This is a genomic window from Chryseobacterium pennae (genome assembly GCF_003385515.1).
GTDB lineage: Bacteria > Bacteroidota > Bacteroidia > Flavobacteriales > Weeksellaceae > Chryseobacterium > Chryseobacterium pennae.
In genome coordinates, this window is the sequence record NZ_QNVT01000033.1 from 1 (window position 1) to 19,739 (window position 19,739).

19 protein-coding genes are annotated in these 19,739 nt (G+C 35.0%); 5 read left to right on the forward strand and 14 right to left on the reverse strand.

Translation table 11 applies throughout. From position 1 onward, the window contains the following. Positions 1-294 precede the first annotated feature (294 nt). The 5 genes from DRF65_RS24350 to DRF65_RS24370 form a co-directional block, all read right to left on the reverse strand. Positions 295-741, reverse strand: coding sequence for a KTSC domain-containing protein (locus tag DRF65_RS24350; protein ID WP_115973324.1), 447 nt, complete (start codon positions 739-741; stop codon positions 295-297). 121 nt (positions 742-862) lie between these two features. Then, a complete protein-coding gene (locus tag DRF65_RS24355; protein WP_115973325.1) occupies positions 863-1,876 on the reverse strand; it encodes an HNH endonuclease in 1,014 nt (337 codons plus the stop codon). 168 nt (positions 1,877-2,044) lie between these two features. Next, on the reverse strand, positions 2,045-2,938 hold the full coding sequence (locus tag DRF65_RS24360; RefSeq protein WP_115973326.1) for a retropepsin-like aspartic protease: 894 nt from the start codon (positions 2,936-2,938) through the stop codon (positions 2,045-2,047). Between the two features lie 197 nt (positions 2,939-3,135). Beyond that, a complete protein-coding gene (locus DRF65_RS24365) occupies positions 3,136-3,897 on the reverse strand; it encodes a hypothetical protein (RefSeq protein WP_115973327.1) in 762 nt (253 codons plus the stop codon). A 159-nt stretch (positions 3,898-4,056) separates the two neighbouring features. Further along, positions 4,057-4,818 carry a hypothetical protein gene (locus tag DRF65_RS24370; RefSeq protein ID WP_115973328.1) on the reverse strand — a complete coding sequence of 254 codons (762 nt, stop codon included), beginning with the start codon at positions 4,816-4,818 and terminating at the stop codon, positions 4,057-4,059. A 234-nt stretch (positions 4,819-5,052) separates the two neighbouring features. Here DRF65_RS24370 and DRF65_RS24375 point away from each other — a divergent pair, with 234 nt between their 5' ends. Then, positions 5,053-7,359, forward strand: a complete 2,307-nt coding sequence (locus DRF65_RS24375; RefSeq protein WP_115973329.1) for a tetratricopeptide repeat protein — start codon at positions 5,053-5,055, stop codon at positions 7,357-7,359. Positions 7,360-7,376: 17 nt separating this feature from the next. Next, complete coding sequence (locus tag DRF65_RS24380) at positions 7,377-9,839, forward strand: SEL1-like repeat protein (protein ID WP_115973330.1); 2,463 nt, start codon at positions 7,377-7,379, stop codon at positions 9,837-9,839. A gap of 73 nt (positions 9,840-9,912) precedes the next feature. Here the strand turns inward: DRF65_RS24380 and DRF65_RS24385 are convergent, their stop codons facing one another. The 8 genes from DRF65_RS24385 to DRF65_RS24420 form a co-directional block, all read right to left on the reverse strand. Beyond that, a complete protein-coding gene (locus DRF65_RS24385; protein ID WP_115973331.1) occupies positions 9,913-10,293 on the reverse strand; it encodes a VOC family protein in 381 nt (126 codons plus the stop codon). Positions 10,294-10,863: 570 nt separating this feature from the next. Further along, positions 10,864-11,505, reverse strand: coding sequence for a DUF2306 domain-containing protein (locus DRF65_RS24390; protein WP_115973332.1), 642 nt, complete (start codon positions 11,503-11,505; stop codon positions 10,864-10,866). Positions 11,506-11,515: 10 nt separating this feature from the next. Next, positions 11,516-11,974 (reverse strand): DUF2750 domain-containing protein, encoded by a 459-nt coding sequence (locus DRF65_RS24395; protein WP_115973333.1) that lies wholly within the window; start codon positions 11,972-11,974, stop codon positions 11,516-11,518. Between the two features lie 18 nt (positions 11,975-11,992). Next, positions 11,993-12,640, reverse strand: coding sequence for a DUF4279 domain-containing protein (locus tag DRF65_RS24400; RefSeq protein WP_115973334.1), 648 nt, complete (start codon positions 12,638-12,640; stop codon positions 11,993-11,995). Between the two features lie 38 nt (positions 12,641-12,678). Next, positions 12,679-13,260 (reverse strand): GDP-mannose pyrophosphatase NudK, encoded by a 582-nt coding sequence (nudK, locus tag DRF65_RS24405; protein ID WP_115973335.1) that lies wholly within the window; start codon positions 13,258-13,260, stop codon positions 12,679-12,681. Positions 13,261-13,274: 14 nt separating this feature from the next. Beyond that, positions 13,275-14,183, reverse strand: coding sequence for a TIGR01777 family oxidoreductase (locus DRF65_RS24410; protein WP_115973336.1), 909 nt, complete (start codon positions 14,181-14,183; stop codon positions 13,275-13,277). 30 nt (positions 14,184-14,213) lie between these two features. Next, positions 14,214-14,558: a hypothetical protein gene (locus tag DRF65_RS24415; RefSeq protein WP_115973337.1), complete on the reverse strand. Its 345-nt coding sequence runs from the start codon at positions 14,556-14,558 to the stop codon at positions 14,214-14,216. 5 nt (positions 14,559-14,563) lie between these two features. Next, positions 14,564-15,166 carry an HPP family protein gene (locus DRF65_RS24420; RefSeq protein WP_115973338.1) on the reverse strand — a complete coding sequence of 201 codons (603 nt, stop codon included), beginning with the start codon at positions 15,164-15,166 and terminating at the stop codon, positions 14,564-14,566. A 380-nt stretch (positions 15,167-15,546) separates the two neighbouring features. Here DRF65_RS24420 and pnuC point away from each other — a divergent pair, with 380 nt between their 5' ends. The 3 genes from pnuC to DRF65_RS24435 all read left to right on the forward strand — a co-directional run bounded on the left by pnuC (position 15,547) and on the right by DRF65_RS24435 (position 18,422). Beyond that, positions 15,547-16,143 carry a nicotinamide riboside transporter PnuC gene (gene pnuC, locus DRF65_RS24425; RefSeq protein ID WP_115973339.1) on the forward strand — a complete coding sequence of 199 codons (597 nt, stop codon included), beginning with the start codon at positions 15,547-15,549 and terminating at the stop codon, positions 16,141-16,143. After that, positions 16,130-17,161: an acyl-CoA dehydrogenase family protein gene (locus tag DRF65_RS24430; RefSeq protein WP_115973340.1), complete on the forward strand. Its 1,032-nt coding sequence runs from the start codon at positions 16,130-16,132 to the stop codon at positions 17,159-17,161. The genes pnuC and DRF65_RS24430 overlap by 14 nt, the downstream gene beginning before the upstream one ends. 235 nt (positions 17,162-17,396) lie before the next feature. Next, the gene (locus DRF65_RS24435; RefSeq protein ID WP_165852310.1) at positions 17,397-18,422 is read left to right on the forward strand and encodes a methyltransferase; all 1,026 of its coding nucleotides are present in this window, start codon (positions 17,397-17,399) and stop codon (positions 18,420-18,422) included. A 90-nt stretch (positions 18,423-18,512) separates the two neighbouring features. Here DRF65_RS24435 and DRF65_RS24440 read toward each other — a convergent pair whose 3' ends face one another. Then, positions 18,513-19,679, reverse strand: coding sequence for an iron-containing alcohol dehydrogenase (locus DRF65_RS24440; RefSeq protein WP_115973342.1), 1,167 nt, complete (start codon positions 19,677-19,679; stop codon positions 18,513-18,515). Between the last annotated feature and the right edge of the window lie 60 nt (positions 19,680-19,739).

The window sequence follows — 19,739 nt, forward strand, 5'->3', positions numbered from 1 at the left end:
TTGCAAACTGATCTATAGAATATTTGCTGTGGTAAAAAGAGAGGAACCTTTTGTAAATTTAACAAGATATAATTTGCATATGTCTTAGAATACACGAATTTCATTTTATTAATGATATTATATAAGATGCTTTATAGGCTGTTCTATTCTATGTCGCTATGTGGTTCGAAATTATTAAACCACACCGGAGATTTTAGATATGTATCAGATTATTCGTGTATGAGTGGCGATGTAGGGCAATAAAAAGGCTTTCGGAATAAACCGGAAGCCTTTATATATTGTAAGTGAAAGAAATTAGTCTGCCATAGCCTCTCCGGACTTTCTGTAGACAAAGTTTCCATAGATATGTCTTCTTGCGAAACGGCTTGGTGAATCTGCATTCACCATTTTGATATAGGTATTTCTTGGAACTCCCATATACTCATAGCTTTTTCCATTCAAATGCTGAACCGTTAAAATCGATTTTTCAAGGTAAAAATCCTGAATATTAGACTGGGTAACAGTTTCTGTATATTCTTCTTTATATTTTTCCTGTGTTTCAGAATTAATGCTTACCAGGAAATGATAGGCTTCAATCACAGACTTACTTTTTTCTTCTGCTTCCAGTTTTCCAGCTTCATCGTTGATGAATTTATCAGGGTGCGTATCTTTCATAGCATTCCTGTAAATTGTTTTTAACTCTTTTAAAGTTACGTTTTTATCTACACCAAGAAGCGTTCTGTGTTCACCTATTCGTTTCATAAATTGAATTCTTATTTTCGGGGTGCAAAATTAAGAAATTTAATTGAAAAAACGGTAACTTATTCATTATTAATTTGTTTTTATTATTATCAATAATGACCATCGGATAAAATACTAGATTTTACTTGTCAAAAACATTTTCAAAGTGATGCTTAAGAGAATCTGAGCTTGGATAGTCTTGGGTTTCTGTTGGTAAACTGATCTTTGTTTGATGTAATTTAGCGTAATATTCATCATGAGAAATTTTATTACTGATGTGAATCATATAGTTTTCTGGATCTATGCTAATTAACCCAAGATCAAATAGTGTATGGATATCAGATCGTAATAGAATGCCGTTAGGAGTTTTATTAGTATCAGACCCTTTGAAAGAATAGATATGTGCTGCTTCTAGCATTTCAATAATTTCACATTGTGTGATCGCACATTTTTTATTGTAAGCCTTAATAAGTTTTTCTCTGAATTTTTTTTGCCCTCTTCTAGCATAAATTTGAATCGCAATTTTTTTTCTATCGTCTAGTATACTCTCTATATTAAAGTAGTTTATTTCAGACTCATTAATTGATGAAGTTAAGTAATCAGTTGTTTGTAAATAATCAGATTCTTTTATTAAACCGAGATTATAAAAACATAAAATTAGAGATCTTTTAATATGCTTTTCTAAATCTGAATCATTTTCTAATCTATAATAAAATTCTTTGGGATTTTCGAAAACATTATTATACTTAGTTGTATCCCCACCTCCATCAACATCAATTTTAGGATTTAGACTTTTTGATTTTCTTATTTTAATGTTTAATCCTTTAGGGTTAGTTTTAGACTCAGCACAACCCACTACAGCACCTTTTCCTGTCTTATCAAAGCAAATTGCTACATATATTCCATTTGAAACTTTCTGATTAGGAGGTAGGATACATACATGAGTTATATGAGGAAAGTTGGCTGCACCTTTAGATTCTTTTACTGTTAAATTTATATTATTAAATATACCATATTTCTTTTCTAGTTCAGATTTAAACCCGTTAAGTGCTTTTTTTACATTATTGAGGATCGGGTCATCTGTTTTGATTGTTTCTCCATGGATGATAGGGTAATTTTGCCGGAATTCACAAATCTCATTAAAATAATTAATCATTAATTTTTTACTGGCAAACTAATGATTTTTACTATATTTTCAAATAAAATGTATATTTTTAATTTTAGTAATCTAAAAATGGAGGTTCATAATTAATATATGAGATATTGCTTATATAGTGTGATTTGGTTGTTTTTAATTGATATTCAGTGTGTTTGTAAACTTTTTTTAAAATTCTAAATACAAATTTTTATTCAGCTTAAAATAAATAGACTGGTTTTTAAAATCAATAATCGTATTGAATCTTTTTAAGAAAGCATTTCCAAAAAAGCCTGCCATTTTCTCTGAAGCATCAATGCCTTCTGTAGAGCTGGAAAGTGTAATCGGGACATTGTAAAGGAACTTATAGGCAAAAGTAATAGATGGGCAAAGCACTACAGGCATTTCATAAACAGAACCATCCGATCCCTGTGCAGTAGCTTTCCCTATCGTTTTCATGGTGTTGGCTAAAGAATTCTTTCTGGCATAGGGAGAAGCAATGGTAAGAGCGTCATCAGCACCGTTGTCAAGTCCAAATAATCCTGAATATTCTTTACCATTAACTGTTATTGAGCTTTCCACAGCAGGATAATTATCTATGAGATGAAGCTTCATTTTTTCATATCCTGAAAAATCAATAAATGGGTCATTTTCCTCATAAAACCGGATCACATTTTTATGGTAATCAATTTCAATGATCTTGCCTTTCATCAAATCTGTTCCGAAAACACCATCAAAACTAACCTCTCCATAAGGAATGAGGGTAAACGAAACATCAGTTTTTTTTATGTCTCCGAACTGAACGGTATTATGACTGCTGTAATCAACCGTATTTACTCCGTTTGAGCCTTTGTTTTCAGATTTTCCGTCAATTTTCAAATCTACCTTTTTCTTTGAGTTGATATTGATAACAGATCCGTCTGCTCCTGTATCAAACAAAAATTTGACGTTATCAACTGTGTTTACCTTGCAGTGCAGATAAACAGAATTATTTTCCAGTGAGAAAGGAATAAGGGTGGGTTGCTTTTGTGCTGATACAGCTATACTGAAACATGTGGCTAAAAAAAAGTATTTGAAATTCATAAAAGAGAAGTTTTACAGGTTATTGCAGTAAAAATAAAGGTATTGATGATCTTTACAAAGAAAGGAAGCTTCATTAACCTTCCCTTAACCCTTCTTCACACTCAGGAACTTTTAAAAACCGGATGCAGACACTTTAAATAAAAAAACAGTACCCAAAAAATGAGTACTGCTATTATATTTTAAATGGGAGAACCCTATTAAGGCTCATCACAGTTTTTTTTCAGTTTTGTAAAGATCCTGTCAAAATCCTTATACACTGTTCCTTCATCATCACGTCTCTGTCTGAAGCTGCTGTTGGCACAGTTGTGAAAACTAAGGCCAATCATGTCGATTAATGCATAATCTTCTCTTTGCGGATCCTCCATTTTAGCATTGAAACGATTCATAACTCCTTTTGGGTCTGCATTGTTTTTGCTTTTAAGCTCAGTATAAGTTTTCCATGAAGCGAACATTTTCTCTCTGTCGGGAGAAGATATGGCATCAATGGATTCTCTGCAGGTTTCGTAAAATCTACTGTTTTTAAGGGTGGTAGGATCTGAAAAAGCAATGATTTCTTCTTTGTTCAGTTCATACTCGTTTTCAAAAGTTTGAATGGCATTTTCATGCAGCTTTTTCCAAACTGGCTGATTGATGACTTTAAGGCTGTAAAGCTCTTCTTTTTTCTCCTGATACTGTCTTTCCAGATTTTCAAGATGTTGATCTTTGTTTCTACGGACTTCTTCAAGGCTGGAAAGTTTGAAAATAGGATTCGTATCAAAATGAACCCCATTAAACTTGTATAAAAGTTTGTTAACCCCGTCTATTTCCTCAATTTCATATTTAGACGCATCAAAATATCCCTTGTTATCACAATTGAAGGTCTGATAGCTGTACGGTGTCAGATTGGTTTTTACAGGGCCTTTTTGTCCCCAAACAATAGCAGATAAAGCCAGGGAGAGCCCGACCATCATTTTTTCCATGCGCATAGTTGTAGAAAGAATCCGAATTTTCTAAAATTTCAGTGCAAAATTAAGGCTTTAAATTTGAAAACTAAAGAATTTAAACAATTTTATACAGTTATTTTTATTATTTAATGAGAATTTTAATTTTTTGCTTTAAACAGGAGGCTTTACAAAAATTTAAGGTTCATCACAATCTCTTTTCAGCTTGACAAAAACCACCTTCTCAAAAGTTTTAAATAAAGTGTTTTCTTGATCAGCTTTGGTTCTGAAACTATGGATGGCGCAATTATTAAAAGCGTTCATAAGATCAATAATAGCATAATCGTCCTTTCTTGGGTCATTCCATTTAGCATTAAAAGAGTCTTTTGTTCCCTGATAAGGTTCTTCTCCTTTTTTAGGTTCAAATAAACTTTTCCATACAGAATACATTTTTTCTTTATCCTTGGTGGTCATGGCATCCACATATTCTTTACAGGTGTTGTAAAATTTGCTGTTCCGAAGAGATTGCGGATCTGCATATCCCATAAGAAGAGCCTTATTGAGCAGGTATTCATTTTCCAGAAGTGCAAGCGCTTCCTCGTACTGCTTTTTCCATATCGGAAGATCTATGAGTTTGAGCTCTTCAAGTACTTTCTTTCGTTCCAGATACTCCTTTTCAGTCTGTTGCAAAAGCTGGATGTTATTGCTGCGAACCAGATCAAATTTCGCCGGGCTGAAAACAATAAGAGAAGTAAACGGAGACCATGTTAAAGGAAATAATAGCTTGTAAGTACCATCAATTTCTTCTTTTTTATATTTTGAAGGGTCAAAATACCCTTTAACATCACATCCAAAGGTTTGATAACTGTAAAGAACCAACGAATTCTTTTTTGCAGGAGCCTTTTGAGCAACCATTACCACAGATAAAGCCAAAGAAAGTCCTGTAAATAATTTTTTCATGTTTTTATGGGTGAAAAATTTATATTCTTGAATTTTGGGTTAAAGTTAAAATTTAAAACTTCAATTGCGATGATAAAACAGAATTATTTACTCACTGGTTTCCGGGATTTATAGGGCCTGTCATTTGTTTTTCATCTTGTTTTTTATATTTTGCACCCCTTATATTATGAATTCTGATCTCTGCTGAGACAGAAAGGGAATATAATGATTCAATTATAGAACAAAATATTAATAATGTACCACAATTTAGAACAACTGTTTTACAGAGGAGATCTGGACCAGTGTATTGCAGAAGGAGAACAATACTTATTATCCCATCCCGAAGATGAGGAAGTAGTTTTATTTTTAATGGGAGTAGCTTATCATGATATTGTTTATCACGAAGGACATGAAGCGGTGTATGATGCCATCCGTGATTATGTTATTCCTTACTTGCGAAGAGTCCTTCAGATTAACCCTAACAATCAGAAAGCACTGTACAACATCCTGAATTACCCTTTAGGAAATGAATATACCCTGATGCAGATCGCCAGAACAAAAAAGCATATCACCCAGGAAAATAAGGCGGAGTTTATAGGATATGCGGAACGAATGCTGGAGGATCCGGACTGTGTAGGGTATGGCTATGATTTCTTGGTTAAAATATATGAATCCCTGGAAGAAAATAAAGCGCTTTTGAACAGTCTTGAAGCTGCAATGTATTATTCTAAAAAAGCACATGCTGATAACCGGGAGATCAGGGACAAAAACACCTCGCTGTACTGGATCAGAAAGATTTATTTACTAGACCATACAAAAATAGTTTCTGGAGAGGAACTTACAGGCCTTATTGATAAGGAGCATATTACTTTTGTAAGCCGTAACGAGTATGACTTTATTAATCTTGCTGATATTGCATTTGAAAATAACGCTCCTGATCTTTCACTGAAAATGATGCTGAAGGCGATTAAAGGTGAAAATTCAGCAGTTCATGTTCATGAAAAACTGGTAGAATGGCATCAACGCTTTGCTGAACTGATTAGAAACGGATATAATAATAATCCTGATGTTTTCTATTATCAGTTAATTATTGAAAGAAATTATAATGATCTGTTAAACGTTTCTGCAGATTTTTATTACCATCATGCTCTTGAAGTTATCAATTCCCATCCGGCACTGTTCTCAGGATATCATTTTGCAGGGACATTCCTATATGAAAACGAACGCTATGCCGAAGCAATTCCTTTATTAGAAAAAGCAGTGCAACTATCATCCAATGCTACGGCCTGGAGGAGAAGAGCAGATTCAGAATATCTTTTGAATGGAACGGTATTATCCAATATCCCAGTATTTTCTGATTATCCCGCAGACATTTACAATGAAGGGGTTTATCTGAACGAATGTATAGATGCATTAGAAGATGAAAATGATAAACTGAAATGGCATGAAGTGGGTCGTATTGTATATGAGCAGGCCTATGAAGCATTCAGAAAATATTTTGAAGAAGATCGGTTTGAAAGTGACTATCACAACGATCTGCATACCAGAGCAATGTGTTGTAATAATTTAGCCATTAAATATTGGGTATTGGGAGATTATAAGGCTGCTGCTGCAACAGCATCTGAAGGGCTTACCTATTCAGAATTTATGGAACTTCACCTGACCTTGATTGATGCTTTGATGGATGGAGGGGATCATAAACGGGCTGAAGAAGCATTGAATAACTATTTCAGTCTTTATGGCGGATCCGACGATTATTGTTCTAAAACTCTGTACTATAGAGCACGGCAGATTCAGCTTCATGAAGTTATGGGTTCAAGTGATGTTCAAAGAGAAGCACAAGAAGTCCTTACCTCTATTTATCAGTACACCATAGAGAATCCGGAACTTGAAGATGACAACTACAGAGACCTGGAAGCTGGTAAAAATATATTGGAAGGAATTTTATTTCAACATCTGGATAATCAGGATTTAAATACTCGAAAATCATATTATGAACAAGTAGCAATGCGCTTTCCAGGGGAAGCTAATCCTCAGTTTGCCCTGATGCAGATTTATAACGAGGAAGAAAGCTATGGAAGAGTAGCGTTGGCAGCGAAAAGATATCTTGAGAATAAAAAAGAATTCCTTTTAGATGCTTTTGATAGAGCCAAGACCATTTATATGATGGTAAAAAGTGATTTTCTCCAGGGAAATTACCAGGAAGCTGCCTCTGTATTCAGTCAGTATGATGCAGATTGTGAATCGGCAATGGATCCTGAAGAATATGTACTTTGGCTAAGCTATGGAGTGAGGGTTTATGAAAAGCTGAATAATAAAGATCAAACCCTAGCTCTTGCTGAAAGATTCACTGTCATCTACAATGCTGAAGAATGGGGCTATGACGATCTTGTGGAAAGTGTTGAGCTGTCAAAAGCAGTTGTCCTGTATCACGCTGGAAATGTAAAAGAAGCTCATGCGATATTGGATCAGGTACGTTCAGTGGCAGATTATGATCCTATTGCAGATGAATATAAAGCTTCATGGAAAAAACCGGGACTGTTTTCTAAATTCGGATTTTAATCATTAAAGGGTAAAAAATGGCGCATCGTCTTTACGTATATAATGTAGACTCCAAAACAGGAGACCAGTATTCACACTATTTGGGAGAATGGAATTATGAAATCCCGGAATTACTTCTTCCTTTATTCTCCTGCGAACCAAGATCAAAAGGAAAACTGCTGTACTTTGATAAAATAAATGGAGTAGCAAGGCTGAAATCATTCTATCAATTGTTGGGGGAGCACTTTCAGTTGCTTTACAAAAAAGCCTATTATGAACCGGTCAACAAAATGTTTGAGATGTTGGATGATCTTCCTTATGATTCCTTTATGATCAACGGATGGGATGTTTTCAATATGAGTGAAGAAAAACACTCTGATCAGGCCAAAAACTGGGTGCTGGAAATTAAGGAAAAAAGTAAGCTATATGATAAAGCAATGTCTAAGCAGAATCTGGGCTGGCTGGAAAAAGAGATTGTAGCCAGAAGGGGATATGGTTCCTTTTTAGAGATGCTGGAAACAGACTGGATTGTTTATGGCCTTGGCTACTGGAATGAAGATTTGTATAAAGACATTTCGGAGCCTTTTGAAGATAATGGTCTTTGGGGATTGAAAGACAAAAAGGGAAATATCATAACACCGCCTGTTTACGAAGAAATATTTGCCTTTAGTGAAGAGGGGATTGCAGTAGCACAGAAAAACGGCAAGTACGGATACCTGAGAAACGATGGTAAAGTACTTGTTGAATGCATCTACGATGATGCTTTTGATTCTTTTTTTATAGACAATAAGCATTATGGGATTATAGAAATTGATCATCTATGCGGACTTGTCAATATTGATACCGTAGAAATCGTGATCCCCTGTGAATATGAAGAGCTTGAAATGTTAAGACATGCCTATCTTTTTAATGCTAAAAAAGAAGGGAAGTATCATCTCATTGACGCATCCAATAAACTCATCATAGAAGAAGGTTTTGATGAACCTTTTGAGTTTAATTATTCAGAATTGATTTATCGTTCACTGAAAGGAACATCCAAAAAAGCTTTTTACACATTTGAAGGCGTTTTCCTGGGAGAACATCCGGAAGAAGTATTGGGCGAAATTGGAGAAGGATATTATTGGGCTAAACCAAATAAATTTCAGAAAAAAATCAGCATTATAAAAGCTGATGGAACTCTTCTGGATACGGAAGTAGATACCATGATGATTCTGAATGGCGACTATACTTCTTTTGCTTATAAGAAAGCTAAGCAATGGTATATTTATGATATAAAATCCGGTGAATACAGGTTAAAAGAACATACCATTGAAAATATTCACAGAGATTGGTATACCCAGTTTATGAAAGATGTATTTCTGTTATCTGATGAAAATGGCTGGGGCTTGTATAATGCTGCGGAAGACCGTTGGCTGCTCCCTTCATCCAAAGAATATAAAAAAATAGAGTCTTGCAGGGAAGAGATTTTCCGGGTAACCACTTCAAACGGGATGTTCTATTTTGACCAGGAGACGGAAGCCCGAAGCTATTTTTATGACTATATCGGTGAAGGAATAGATTATAATGAACAGATGCTGTGCCTTTATAAAGGCTCTGAAATGTTTATTCTTGATACTGAAAGAAAGCTGCATAAAGTTTCTGATCATCAGCTGGGAACTTTGTATGAAAAAAGAAATAACCTTCGTGGAAAAGATCAAAGATATTTTCTGGATTTTTATAAGGCTTGGACTGAACAGAAGGGATCTGGTTATGAGGAACATTTTGATGATGCAACCCTGATGTCGGGGGCTGAAGAATATATTGAAGAAGGTGAAATTGAAGAAGCTGTGAGGCTGTATGAAATAGGAGTGAGCCGCGGAAACACAGATATGATGGTGGAACTTGGATATATTTATGTTCACAATGAATATCCTGAGTATTATGATCTGGAGAAGGGGCTTGCCTTGTATGAAAAAGCAGCTTCTAAGAATCATGCCATTGCATGGAATAATCTGGGTTATCATCATCAGAGTGGAGTTGGGTATCCTCAGGATATTAAAAAGGCTTTAAAATGTTTCAGAAAATCTGCAGAATTAGGAGACGGTTTGGCATTGCAGAACCTTGGGCTCCTGTATTTTTATGGTGAATATGTTTTACAGGATTATGATTTGGCACTGGATTATTATAAACAGGCAGAAAAGAAGTTCTATTATAACGATGAAAACTTCGCCGAAATCTATTACCAGAAAGGTGATTATGCCAACCTTCAGCGCTATTTGAAAAAAGATACTCAAAGTACATATTCCGATATTTATTACGGAATTATCTATGATGAAGGATTAGGGGTGAAAATAAGCCCTAAAAAAGCAATCAGACACTATGAAAAATCTTTGGAGTATGCCCATTATAATACAGCTTTGAGAAGGCTTTTATATTTCTATAAAGAAGATCCGGACTTTGCTGACCCAGAAAAGTACCAGTATTGGAAAAAGTTTGGAGAGGATAACGAAATGGAAATATGATCGTAAGTTTTAACAAACATAGGTTTATAGTTTAACGTAGAATCATTTTATTGGTGTATTTGCGGTTCTTAACCTAAGAATAGTTGCTCACTTCAATGAGGTTTTGGTCCGGATCACGGAAATAAACAGATTTTATCTTCCCTACAGCGCCTGTGCGGTCTACAATTCCTTCAATAACTTCTATATTTTTTTGTTTCAGTTCTTCCAGAACATCCAGAATATCTGTTTGGGCAATGAAGCAAAGGTCTGCAGAACCACTGGTGGGATGTTCAGCTTTAGGCTCAAATTCATGGCCTTTTTGATGCAGGTTGATCTTTTGATTTCCAAAAGTCAGCGCCTTTCGGTTATCTCCAAAGGTTACCACTTCAAATCCCATGATTTCGGTATAGAATTCTATTGTTTTATCGATATCTGCTACGGTTAATACAATGTGGTCTATGTTATTGATCTTCATAATTTTTTGTTTTTAATACTAATTCTTTCACAATTCTTAGATGTCAGATTAGGGTTATTTATAGCTGAAATTGGGGATATTTGTGTTTGGTATGTCTTTTTAATTTTAAAAATAATAGCTTTACAATATTAATAGTATAACCATGATCTATTTTTTCTTTCTTTTTGTTGTTGCTGTTTTTGGAGTAATTTCCTTTCTTATCATGAACTTTTGTAACCGCTGGACTAAAGATCACAAGTATAAAGTGATTTTTAATACAATCATATTCATCATATCATTTCTCCTATTGTCATACATCAGCGTTTTTATTTTCCTGGGCACTCTTGATTTTTCCAGATAATTAATTAAAAAAATATACATGCATTTTGATTGGATTTACCTTATCGTCTTTTTATTTTTCCTTTTTGTAATTGGCATTTTTGGAGGGATTTCTTATGTAGTGATGCGCTTTTGTAACCGATGGACTCAAAACCACAGGTATAGAAAATTGCTTAATATTTTAATCTTTACAGGAGCTTTTTTTCTGATCTCCTTTCTGAGTTTTTATATTTTCTTTACGAATGTCAGTTTTCAGCGATAGTGAGGAAGTCTTCTTTTAAGAAAGTAATAGGCAATCAACAGGTTAATAACAAGAGCGAGCCATACATTGATACCATAGAACAGCTCATAATCATGAAGCTTTTCATTATAAAACAGATTCTTAATGATTCTGAAAGTAATAGCAGTTGTTGTCACAGCATAACTTAAAATCATAAAGTTTTTATGCCTGATAATATTTCCTTTTTTAATAGAAAGTACAGCAGCTATCGTAAAATAAGCCCAAAGAATATCCTGAGTCAGGAATCCTGTAATTCCTATTAATCCGCCGTTTGAAAATAATCCCAGTACAAAACAGGCCGGAACATTGATGATAAGAATGTTGTAAACATAAGCCTTTCCGATCATTTTATGTAAACTTCTGTTCTCTCTCAGAAACTGGGGCGAAAATTGAGTTAAACCAGCCAAAAGACACAGAGTTATTGAAAAGATATGGATATAGAAAAAGGCCATCCAATAAGGGTTATTGACTACTTGCTGTTTAAAGGCAAGAAATCCCACTGTTTTATCAAGTGTCGTATATTGGGAAATTGTTTTCAGCATCAGAATACTGAAAATAAATACCGAAAGCACTGCCATAATTTTAGCAATCTTTATTCCCAACGATTTTACCATGAATCTTTTTTTAGTCTTTTAATACCTTTCTGATCTGATTTTCCATATCCTCAAGATGGTCAAATTTTCTTAGAATCAAAGACTTTCTGTTGTTCTTAAGTTCCTCAATGATGTCGAGAACAAGTTCTAGAGGTTCAGCTTCGTACCCCAAAAGGTTGCTGTCAAAGTTAATACCTGCAAGTAAACCATCACTGTTCATTCCCAGACACCAGTTCTCTAAAAATTCATGAAGTGAAATAGGAGTAGCTTCATAACGATTCCATTCTTTGTCTACACATGATTTTGCTCTTGCAGCATCCGACCAGAAGCAAATGAGTTGAACCGGTTCTCCATCTTCATATTCCTGATCATTGGAGTAGGAGGTAGCATATCCTTTATCGTCTTTTAAACCATATACGGTTTCTGTTTCACTTACTTTTCTGATGAAGTCGTTATAGCGGTTCTTTAGGGTAATTTGGTCCTGAAGCATAGATGTTTTAATTAGGTATTAAGAAATATACTGATTTCCTGAAATATAAAAATCAAAATCAATGGAAAGATTCAGATCAGCTAATGTTTTTATGTTCTTATCTGATAAAGACGGGCCGCCAATCATCCCGTTTCCATTGTGATAATGAATAACGACCTGAATGGTTGTATCTGCCAGATCAGATAATTTTTTGACTCCATCAGGATCTTTCATCAGTTCAGAAAGCAGAATGTCAAGTTTTCTTTCAAATACATCAGGTTTTTTATCAGCTTCAATCATAATACAGCTAAAACCGTAACTTCCGGCATTAGATTTTCTCTGGTCGTCTTTATTCCAACTTTTGGTAATTTCTAAACGAGTGATGTCTCTGAGATCATTACTGCTATAATTTTCGGAAATGGCTTTATAATAAATTGAAACTCCAGGCTCTATGGAAATTCCTATAATTTCTTTATTCTTTGTATGAATCCAAAAAGCAAGGTAGAAATGTTCATCAACGATAGGAAGATAAACGATTTTCTCATTATTATCATCTACAATATTTTCAATAATAATTTTTCCATCCTGATAAACGGGAGTATGTATTTCCAATACTTGTTCGGTAAATCCCCATTCTTTATTGGTTAATTCATTTTGAATGAGTTCCCTTATTTCTTGTTCTGTCATATTAAAATATATGTTTTCAAAGCATAGCAAATAAAGTTTTACAAAATCCCCTTAATCCTCAAATGCTGTAACAGCATCATTGTCTTTGCATCTTTAATCTCTCCGGTATCAATCATAGTAAGAGCTTCATCAAAAGATAATTCCAGCACTTCAATATTTTCTCCTTCCTCTTCAAGACCGCCACCGTCATTAATCTTCATTTCGTTGGAATATTCAGCGATGAAAAAATGAAGAATTTCCGTTACGGAACCGGGAGACATATAGGCTTCAAATACCTTTTCAACCTTAGAAATTTTATATCCTGTTTCCTCTTCTGTTTCTCTTTTGATGCAGTCTTCAGGATTATCATTATCCAAAAGTCCGGCACAAGCTTCAATAAGCATTCCGGAAGTATTTCCGTTAATATAAGTAGGTAATCTGAATTGTCTGGTCAGAATAACAGAATTTGAAACTTTGTTATAAAGCAAAATAACAGCTCCGTTTCCACGGTCATAGGCTTCTCTGCTTTGGGTTTCAGTAGTTCCGTCTTTTTTGCGGACGGTGAAAGTAACTTTGTTTAAAGTATACCAGTTGTCAGATAAAATATCTGTTTTTAAAATAGTAATATTAGGATTTTGCATAGTATTATTGAGAGTTATTGAATTTTTAACAAATCACTTAAAGCATTTTTAAGATCTGGGAATCTGAATTGAAAACCTGTATTTTGAATTTTTTGTGAAGAAGCTCTTGAACCTTCCAATATAGCATTGGCCAGTTCACCAAATAACATTTTTAAAACAAAAGTGGGAACGTTGGGCATAAACAAGGGTTTATGAAGAACCTCAGCGATCTTTTTTGTCAGATCAGCATTGGTGGCATGCTGAGGGGAAACAGCATTATAAGCTCCGTGAAGGGCATGATTTTTTAAAGCAAAATCATAAATGGAGCAAATATCTTCAATATGAATCCATGCCATATACTGGTTTCCCGTTCCCAAAGCAGAACCAATACCATATTGTATTGGAGGAAGCATTTTCTTTAGAGCCCCTTCCTTTTCAGAAAGAACAACCGCTGTACGGATTTTGACCACTCTTTCCGCAAGGTTTTGTTCCTTAAAATGATCGGCAGCACATTCCCACAGAACCACAACCTCACTAAGGAAATCATGTCCGGGAGGGTCATTTTCAGAATATATTTTTTCTGTAGTATTGGTTCCGTAAAAATTGATTCCTGAGGCAGAAATAAAAGATTTTAGTTTAATCTCCCTTTTTCTTAAAGTATTTCGTAATAACGTGGCAGAATCCACTCTGCTGGAAATCAGTTCTTTTTTTCTTTCCGCTGTCCATCGCTTTTCTGAAATATTAGCGCCAGCCAGGTGAATGATATGTGAGACATTTTCGAAGGCTGCTTCATCAATGGTTCCTTTTCTCAGATCCCATTCATATTCGTTTGCCTGTCTTTTTTTCCGGGTAAGAAATCTTACATCGTATTCATTGCTTATTTTTTTTGCCAGTTCTTTTGCAATCAGACCGTTTGCTCCGGTAATCAAAACAACTTCTTTCATAGGAATATATTTTGTGTTGGTGAGGTATATTTATGCTTGATTTTTAACAATCAAAACAAAGTCTTCTTCTAAAATTTTGTAACCGTAATCATAAATAAACTTATACTCAGAGCCGTTTTTATAAATTTTCAGATTGGTGAAATAATCGAAATCAAATCCCAGACTTTCCAATTTGGATCTGGCAACTTTTGTTTTGCCATCAATATTTACTTCCGTAAGAATCCTGTAATTCTTGCGGAGCTTATTATTGATATTTCGCATCAGGTTCGTAGAATCCTTGTTCTGCTTATTGTTATAGGCGTTTCGGCAGGCATCATTGCAGAATTTTTTATCAGACCTTCCGATAATTTTTTCACCACATTCCAGGCAATTCATAACTTTTAATTTTTCACTTTGTGTCCATGAGCATGTTTTTTCCTTAGCAATCTCATAAAACTGCTGTGTGAAGGATAACTCCTGTTTGGCGTTATATTGTTAAAGAATAAAGCCACAAGCAGCAGGATAATACACCCCGAGAGAACCGGAGAGATAACATACCAATACCCTAATTCCGGAATTTTTCCGGTAGAACTTACTGCAATAAGTGCTGTTGCTCCACCCGGAGGGTGCAGGGTTTTCGTATACTGCATCAAGACAATAGAAAAGGCTACCGCCAATGGGGCAGAAAGCCATATAATATCCGGAACAATCTGATAAACCGTAACACCAACTAATGCAGAAAGCACATGTCCACCCACCAAGTTTCTTGGCTGGGCCAGCGGACTTTGAATAGCTCCGTAAATAAGAACACTGGATGCCCCAAACGAACCAATCAGAAATATATTTTCTGTTTGTGCTAAAGAATGAGACTGCATAAAAGCAATCAGTCCAATTCCGAAAAAAGCACCTAAAAATGACCAGAAATGCTCCTTGTAATCAACCAGAGTCTCTTTATAGATTACATATTTTGAAACTCTGAACGTTCTTTTTATTGTCTTCTTCATTGAGATTGGCCTGCTTTATTTGATAGTTAATTATTACAAAAAACCGGTTGGATATTTTTAATAAAGCAAAGATACAGAATTATCCGTTTGTAAATGGATCGTATTAAGATGCGGGCAGTTTTTAAAATCTGCAAAATCTGAATTTATGTTTTCTTTTCAAAATCTAAGTCATACGAAAGATCTTTTGTTTCTTTTGTGGTAAAAGAATAGCTGAATTATTTTTTATTGTCGCTAAAAAACATCAAATTTGTGTCCTCAATGGGGTGCTGCAATAGCGGCTGAGATGATACCCGGGAAATTTTTCCACACCTGATTCGGATAATGCCGACGTAGGGATTTTTTTGATTGATCATCTCATCATTTAATTTATGTAAGTTAATTTGATGCAGGAAATTTTACAACAGACAACATGGCAGGAATGGCTTGGAGTCTTCTTTTCAGTAGTTCAGGTCTTATTGGCACGGAAAAACAATTCCAATACCTATCTTTTCGGGATTGCCGGAATTTTACTTTCACTATATGTAATGTTTTTCGCTAAACTTTATGCGGAATTTACCTTAAATCTCTACTATTTAGTGATGAGCATTTATGGATGGCTGTATTGGAAATTCGGGAAACGAAAAACGGAAACGGCTATTTCTGAAACTACCCATCAGGAAAAACTGATTACTGCAGGAATTGTAATAGGAACATTCTGTCTTTTCTGGGTTTTTCTGACAAACTTTACCGATTCTGACGTTCCGGTTTTGGATTCTCTGGTAAGTGCTTTTGCCTGGGCAGGAATGTGGTTGATGGCACGCAGAAAAATTGAAAACTGGGTTTTACTGAATATAAGCAATATTATTGCAATTCCGCTGCTGATCCATAAAGGTCTTTATTTATATTCAATTCTGACCGCTTTCTTATTCATTGTTGCTATTTCAGGTTATCTGGAGTGGCGAAAAATTATTAAAAACAAGAAAAATGCTTTCGCATAAGGAAATAAGAGAAAAAATGCACGGAGCCTCTGAAGTTCCGCAATCGATAATCAATCAGATTCATAAGGAAAGACTGCTCCAGATCTGGGTTCCTGAAATGTATGGCGGATTGGGATTTCGTTTAAGAGAAGGGCTATCTGTTTTGTTTGACTGGTCAAAAATCGATGGAAGTTTGGGTTGGATGCTGACTTTATGTTCAGGAGCCAATTTTTTTTCAAGAAATTTAACCCCCGAAATTGCTAAAGAGCTTTTTTCCGATTCTAAAACCTGCTTCGGCGGAAGCGGAATGATTGGCGGAACGGCAGAAAAGCAAGCCGATGGAACTTTTTTAATGAACGGACTTTGGCATTTTGCAACAGGAGCACCCCATCTAAGTCATTTTACTTTAAATGCTAAATTGACTGAAAAAGGAGAACCTTTGCTTGACAAATCAGGTTCTGAAATGATAAGGTCATTTGTTATTTCAAAAAATCAGGTTGAAATTATTCCGAATTGGAAATCAATGGGCATGAAAGCAACCGGAACATACTCTTTTAAAGTTGAGAATGTGAAAATTTCGGAAGATTACAGTTTTATTTATGATGAATTTTTTACGGATGATGTCTTAGATAAAATTCCATTTAGGATTTTTGCTGATTTAACTTTACTGGTTAATTATTTGGGAATGGCCTCTCATTTTTCAGAAGAAGCGATTAAAATCCGACCTCATCTTGACTTACATTCTTTCAATGAAAAAATAGAGAAAGAGATGGAAAGGATAATTGAATTTGCCAATGAAATTGAATCTTTGCTCAATGATTTTGCAACCATTTCTTTTGAAAAACAAGAGAAAATTCACGATTATTCGTCAGATGTAGTGGAAGGTTTATCACATCAGATTCTGGATATTTATTTTCAGTTAGGAATAAAGGCAAGTCATACAGATTCTACAGTGTATCAGGTTTTTTGTGATTATTTTACAGCAACACAGCATTCTAATTTTAGGAAGGAAAACAAATTTGACCTTACTGCTCACTAAAACGGTTTTTTTAAGTTTAAAGGAGCTTACAATTCTAGTCTTGCATCTAACCTCATTATTTAAATAGAAATAAATCTAGAGGTGTTTAAGGTGTGTTTAAATAAATTTTATTAAAATCATTTTAATGTTTTATTTTTTTTATTTAAATATCGATTTTTTGAGAATAAAATTTATAATTTCACATGGTATTGAATTATAATATTTTAACTTAAATCCAAATCAAAAAACGATGACTATGAAAAAACAACCCGTAAAACCGGAATTTACTTTAAAAATGTTTGAAGTATTAGGAGGTGTATGGCTGGCCGGCTGTGTAAAGACTGCTGCAGAATTAAACATTGCAGACCATTTAGCAGATGGTTCCAAAACAATCTCTTCGTTGGCGAAAGAAACTCACTCTAATGAAAAAGCACTGTATCGGATTATGAGAGCATTAAGCAGCGTTGGTATTTTTGAGGAATCAGAAAACCAAACCTTTGCATTAAATGACTTTGGAGCAGCTTTACAGACTGATGTTCCCGGAACAGCCAAGAATTTTGTACTCACTATTATGAACGAACATTTTCCAGCTTATGGTGAACTTACCTACGGTGTTCAGACAGGCAAAATTCCTTTTGATCATATCCATGGACTACCTCTTTGGGATTACTATAAACAATATCCGGAAATAGGTGAGAATTTTGGAAAAGGAATGACCGGAATGTCTGGAACAGAGTTAAAGGGAATTATGGAAAATTATGATTTCAGTCCCTATAAAAAAATAGTAGATATAGGCGGAGGAAATGGAGTAATGATGTATGCAATTCTGAATGTTGCACCCGGTAGTTCGGGAATTATCTTTGATGAAGAGAATGTGATTCAAAAAACTACAGAACTTATCCCCCAAGATTTAAAAGAAAGATGTTCTGTTGCCATCGGTAGTTTTTTTGAAAAAGTTCCGGAAGGAGCAGATTTATACACGATGAAATGGATTATCCATGATTGGAGTGATGATGAATGTGTTCAGATTTTAAAAGTTTGCTATGAAGCAATGCCAAAAGGAGCAAAACTATTGATTATAGATGCTGTTATTCCTGATGACTCTTTGAATCAGCCTCATATTGCCAAACTTTTGGATATTGTGATGCTGGCTTGCCTTACCGGCAGAGAAAGGACATTGAGTGAATTTAAAGTGCTATTGGAAAAATCTGGATTACAATTCAACAGACTTGTTCAGATTGGTACAGAAGCGAAAAGCATCATTGAATGTGAGAAAATTTAAAAAGGACTTAGGTAAAGAACCTAATGCATAAAAAACAGGAAGTTCAATAAACTTCCTGTTTTTTATGCTGAAATTTAAATATAAAATTAACTATCCTGCAACCAATTCCTCAGTATACACAAGACCTTCATAACAAGCATTATAAATAGCCTTTAATTCATCTAATGAAGGAACTCTTGGATTAAATCCTGTACATGGATCTGCAAGCGCATTAGCGGTGATATAATCAATGTTTTTATCCCAGTCTTCTCTTGAAATCCCGAATTCTTTAATTGCTGATTGATTATTAACTTCTAAACGCAGCGTCTCAATAGCCTGTGCAAGATCTTCAGCTGTTTCTTTACCGATTACTCTTGCTAAATCAGGATAGCGTTCTGTTGCCTGCGCATTATAGCGGATAACATTCGGAAGGAAAATGGCATTGGAAGCACCATGAGGAATTCCGTACAGTGCTCCAACCTGGTGAGATAAAGAGTGAACAATTCCCAACCAAGCGTTGTTGAATGCTAAACCTGCCATAAAGGAAGCGTCATGCATATTCTGACGTGCTGTAATATTGTTTGGGTTTTCTACGGCCTCTTTTAAGTTATTGAAAACAATCTCAAGACCTCCTTTTGAAAGTGCATCTGCAATATTATTATCAATATTGGACACGAAAGCTTCCACACAGTGCGTCAATGCATCAAGACCTGTATTTGAAGTAACATGTGCAGGCATTGAAGCACAGATTTCTCCATCTACGATAGCAATATCCGGTGTTAATTCATAAGAAACGATTGGATATTTCACCCCTTTTTCTCTGTCTGTAATCACGGCAAGGCCTGTTGTTTCAGTTCCTGTACCACTTGTAGAAGGGATAGCGATAAATTTTGCCTTATTTCTTAAAACAGGAACGGTGAACGGCTTAATCATGGCATTAAAATCAGCATCAGGATATTCATAAAATACCCACATGATTTTTGCGGCATCAATGGCAGAACAGCCTCCTAAACCGATTACCCAATCCGGCTCAAATGTTTTCATGATTTCAGCACCTTTCATACAAGTTGCTGATGATGGATCTTCCTCTACACCTTCGAAAATCTGAGTATCGATTCCTGCTTCTGTTAGGTAAGCAATCGCTTTGTCAAGAGTTCCGCTTTTTCTCATAGAGCTTCCTCCCGTTACGATTACCGCTTTTTTACCCTTAATATTTGCTAATTCTGAAAGGCTTCCGGCACCATGGAAAACTTCTCCTGCAATAAATAATTTGCTCATTTTTTTTGTTTGATTTTAATGAGACAAAATTAGATAAGCCCAAACGGATGGTGTTATACA